6 protein-coding genes and 1 tRNA gene are annotated in these 3,851 nt (G+C 38.1%); 4 read left to right on the forward strand and 3 right to left on the reverse strand.

Annotation, left to right across the window (positions count from 1 at the left end; translation table 11 throughout):
• The first annotated feature begins 19 nt into the window (after positions 1–19).
• Together ACIR131C_RS0101180 and ACIR131C_RS0101185 are read left to right on the forward strand one after the other, a co-directional pair.
• Entirely contained in the window at positions 20–973 is a 954-nt protein-coding gene (locus ACIR131C_RS0101180; protein ID WP_028088739.1) for an asparaginase, read from the forward strand.
• Positions 974–1,033: 60 nt separating this feature from the next.
• Positions 1,034–1,110, forward strand: a tRNA-Met gene (locus ACIR131C_RS0101185).
• Positions 1,111–1,242: 132 nt separating this feature from the next.
• On the opposite strand, the gene ACIR131C_RS0101190 is transcribed toward ACIR131C_RS0101185, so the two are convergent.
• From ACIR131C_RS0101190 to ACIR131C_RS0101200, 3 genes are all read right to left on the reverse strand, one after another.
• Positions 1,243–1,581 carry an ArsR/SmtB family transcription factor gene (locus tag ACIR131C_RS0101190; RefSeq protein WP_035371357.1) on the reverse strand — a complete coding sequence of 113 codons (339 nt, stop codon included), beginning with the start codon at positions 1,579–1,581 and terminating at the stop codon, positions 1,243–1,245.
• A 140-nt stretch (positions 1,582–1,721) separates the two neighbouring features.
• Positions 1,722–2,036, reverse strand: a complete 315-nt coding sequence (locus tag ACIR131C_RS23795; RefSeq protein ID WP_071604923.1) for a hypothetical protein — start codon at positions 2,034–2,036, stop codon at positions 1,722–1,724.
• Positions 2,037–2,041: 5 nt separating this feature from the next.
• Positions 2,042–2,257 carry a DUF433 domain-containing protein gene (locus tag ACIR131C_RS0101200; protein ID WP_028082672.1) on the reverse strand — a complete coding sequence of 72 codons (216 nt, stop codon included), beginning with the start codon at positions 2,255–2,257 and terminating at the stop codon, positions 2,042–2,044.
• Positions 2,258–2,612: 355 nt separating this feature from the next.
• On the opposite strand from ACIR131C_RS0101200, the gene ACIR131C_RS0101205 reads away from it, so the two are divergent.
• Both ACIR131C_RS0101205 and ACIR131C_RS21575 read left to right on the forward strand, forming a co-directional pair.
• Positions 2,613–3,062 (forward strand): DUF29 domain-containing protein, encoded by a 450-nt coding sequence (locus tag ACIR131C_RS0101205; protein ID WP_028088741.1) that lies wholly within the window; start codon positions 2,613–2,615, stop codon positions 3,060–3,062.
• A 307-nt stretch (positions 3,063–3,369) separates the two neighbouring features.
• The coding region (locus tag ACIR131C_RS21575; RefSeq protein ID WP_035371358.1) for a tetratricopeptide repeat protein at positions 3,370–3,851 on the forward strand (482 nt) is incomplete at its 3' end.

Here is a 3,851-nt window from a genome sequence, read left to right on the forward strand (position 1 = left end):
AGGTCTCCTGGAGGTTTAGATGACAATGGGAAAACGAACTCAAGCCGCAGCCCTGGAAGTCCGGTTACTGCGGGAAGGTATTATTGAATCTCGGCATCTAGTCCAGGCTGTAGTTAGCGACGACCGGGGACGGGTTCTTTCCGTGGCTGGTAACGCTGAAACTGCTGCATTTGTCCGTTCGGCTCTTAAACCATTTCAAGCCCTGGCTGTCACTAGCACAGGCACATTAGAACGCTATGGTTTGAGTGACAAAGACTTAGCCATTATCACCAGTTCCCATAAAGGCAGCATAGAACAGGTAAGACAGGTATTTAATATTTTGTGGCGGGCAGATATTGACGCAAATGTTATACAATGCCCAATTCCCCAAAGTAAAAGCAGTCCATTAGAATATAACTGCTCTGGTAAACACGCAGGAATGTTAGCGGTTTGTCAACAGCGCCATTGGCCGTTAACTAACTATTTGGATCGGAAACACCCGGTTCAACAGTTAATTATCACCAAAGTAGCAGAATTACTGCGAATGCCAGCAGAAGAATTTCTCACAGCCCATGATGACTGTGGCGCACCCACATACCTGATGCAACTCAGTCAAATGGCCTCTCTATATGCTGTCTTAGCTTCTAGCAATAGCGTGGATATGGAACGTATTGTTCGCGCTATGAACCATCATCCCACCATGGTGGCTGGTGAAGGAGAATTTGACACAGAACTGATGCGCTTAACTCCAAGCGAATTAGTTAGTAAATCCGGTGCAGAAGGTGTGCAGTGTATTAGCCGACTTGGGGAAGGTATGGGATTAGCTATTAAGGTAATGGATGGCTCAAAACGCGCTAAATACGCCGTAGCTATTCACCTCCTCCAACAAATGGGTTGGATTACCCCCAGCATAGCCCAAAGTCTGGCCGAGAAGTTCATGAACCTGGGGAAATACAAGCGTTTGGAAGTAGTTGGAGAATTATCGCTTTTATAGTTGACAAACTTTTGACTTTGCGTTATATTAAAGAAGTCGAGAGGAAAACGACAAAAGCGACGCGGGATAGAGCAGCCTGGTAGCTCGTCGGGCTCATAACCCGAAGGTCAGTGGTTCAAATCCACTTCCCGCCACCAAATGAAAAAACAAATCTCTGTAGTCTTTCAAGATTGCAGGGATTTGTTCTATCTAGTCATCTCGTTCCCAGTCAGAGTATGGGAACGAGAAAAACCTACTTAGAATAAATTTGTACCGAGTCTAATTCCCCGCTACTCACAACAGGAACGAGGAGTTAAAACCCCATAATTCAGATGAAACTCTGCTAAATATGTTTCTAGAACCTGAAATTGGGAAATATTCAAGCTGTAATAAATCCAGCGTCCTTGTTGACGGGAATTTACTAGACTTGCTTCTTTGAGGGTTTTGAGATGAAAAGAAAGTTTTGATTGATTTATTTCTAAAGCATCACATAAGTCACATACACAGAGTTCACGCTGACGCAGAAGTTCTATAACACTGATTCTAATGGGATCTGAGAGGGCATGAAAACCCGATACTATTAAACTGTGAGTAGCAATAGGGGAAGTTAGTGGTTTATTTAAGAGCATTAGGTATCTATCCTGATGATATTTGATTTTACTAGATAGGCGATCGCCTAATAATATTAACTTTAGTTAAGCTTGTACTGAGCTTGCCTAAGTAAGTCGAGATAATGTCCAGGATTTAAGGATTTTCAGGATCAGGATTTTTAGATTATAGAAATTTCTTGATAATCACCCAATTCAATTGTATTGATAATAGAGCAAACCTGATCAACTTGTGTTCTAATTTTTGGCCATGAAGTTGATAGTAAAACAACAATTGCAATTTGACGTTCACTCAAATTCTGTTGATAACGTAAATTCTGATCTGTGGTAACAAGTATTTGATATCCTTTATTTTCAGCAGCTTTTAGTAAATCTCCATTTGATAAATTAGACCATGCTTCTTCATAAGCATTGGGGGTCAAATCCCTGTTTTTATCCTGTAAATCCTTTAATCCTGGACATCCTGATTCAGACAATATATCTAAGCAGCTAATGTTTCAAGCTCATAATTAAGTACAGCTTCAACTTGTGATCTTTGTACAGGGGGAAACCACTCCAAAAATTCATCTACTGTTGCACCATCACGTAAATTTTCAAATAATGCAGTAACCGGAACTCTTGTGCCTCGAAATACCCATGCACCACTGACTTTATCAGGTTGTCTTTCTATAGCATCTAAAGTTTCCCATCCTTTCATTGTTTATTCCTCCTTGGTAAATGGAAAAGTTACATTAGACATCTGGTGAAAACGAATGTAGAGACGTTCTATAGAACGTCTCTACAAGGGTTTCAAACCACGCACATTTAATTACCCCAGATGTCTATTTAGATTAATTATAAACTAGCAATTGTCAGAATCAGGATATCCAGGATTTGAGGATTTACAGGATTTGATTGATCACTATATGCTATACTCAGTGAATATGCTTGGAATAAGCAAAATGTTAGAAGAGTTTAAATTGTCTTGATTTTGCTAGTTTACAAGTTGATTGTCGAAGATTACAAATGATGTCACTTAAAATGAAATTAGGTCATTTAGAGGGTTTACAGCAATGACACGAACACCAATTGCAGTATCTTTGTATGAGCAAGACTATTTACTCTGGATTGAAGATATTGTCCACAAATTACGGAATAGAGATATAGAAGGACTAGATATTGATAATTTGATAGAGGAGATAGAGGACTTGGGGCGCTCAGATAAACGTGAACTTGAAAATCGGTTAGCAGAACTTTTAGAACACATTCTCAAGCGGAATTATGTGCATATCCCTGATTGTTATCGTGGGTGGGTAGAATCAATCATTAAACAAAGAATTGGAATCAGAAAGTTACTCAAAAATTCACCTAGTCTCAAGCCTTATTTTAGCCAAGTATTTGATGAAGCTTATGCAGATGCTCTGAAAATTGTCCGCAATGGTTATCCACAGTGTGAGTTTCCTGATACGTGGCCGTTTAGTTGTGATATTGAAGCAATGTTAAATGTGGACTTTTGGGAATAATTGTCAGAATCAGGATGTCCAGGATTTGAGGATTTTCAGGATGAGGATTTTGTAGGGTGCGTCAGATATTGAAAATCTATTCATGATCACTAAATAATCGCATCTGACGCAGCGGCTGATGATTTTTTGTCTGATAGCGTAGCGTGGCGCAAGCCATATCAGGATGTCCAGGATTTAAGGATTTACAGGATGTAATTGTCAAATGTTCCCTCAGTAAATTAGACTAGATTTTAGTCGGTTTTAACCGACTTTGGCTTTTAGACAGGGAATTTATTCCTTGGATTCCTTTAAATTTAAAAAATAAACCATGATGAATAGTAATGATATCCAATATTTAATTAGCAAGGCTGACGATTTACTGAGGAATTGTCAAAATGCTATTATTCTCAGCAAACATGGAAACGTATTATCAAAAAATGGACAATATAATAAAGCATTTAAATTATTTGAACGGTCATTACAGCTTCAACCTGATAATATTATTACTTTAACTAGCTATGGAAACGGATTATCTAAAGCAGGAAGACACGAAAAAGCTTGTGAGATTTTTGAAAGTTCTTTACAAATTAATGCTAATGATTTAATAGCATTAACTAGCTATGGAAAAGCATTAGCAGAATCTGGAAATTACGAGAAAGCTTGTAAGATTTTTGAAAGTTCTTTGCAAATTAATCCTGATAATATCATAGCATTAACTAGCTATGGAAAAGCATTAGCAGAATCAGGAAATTATGAAAAAGCATTTGAGGTTTTTGAGCAATCTTTAAAAATCAAGCCTAATGATTTAAT

It is taken from the genome of Dolichospermum circinale AWQC131C (genome assembly GCF_000426905.1).
Classification (GTDB): Bacteria; Cyanobacteriota; Cyanobacteriia; order Cyanobacteriales; family Nostocaceae; genus Dolichospermum; species Dolichospermum circinale.

Excerpts from the sequence above, each read along its gene's own strand:
- ACIR131C_RS0101180 (WP_028088739.1), top strand. The coding sequence starts at position 20 with ATGACAATGGGAAAACGAACTCAAGCCGCAGCCCTGGAAGTCCGGTTA.
- ACIR131C_RS0101190 (WP_035371357.1), bottom strand. The coding sequence starts at position 1,581 with ATGCTCTTAAATAAACCACTAACTTCCCCTATTGCTACTCACAGTTTA.
- ACIR131C_RS0101200 (WP_028082672.1), bottom strand. The coding sequence starts at position 2,257 with ATGAAAGGATGGGAAACTTTAGATGCTATAGAAAGACAACCTGATAAA.
- ACIR131C_RS0101205 (WP_028088741.1), top strand. The coding sequence starts at position 2,613 with ATGACACGAACACCAATTGCAGTATCTTTGTATGAGCAAGACTATTTA.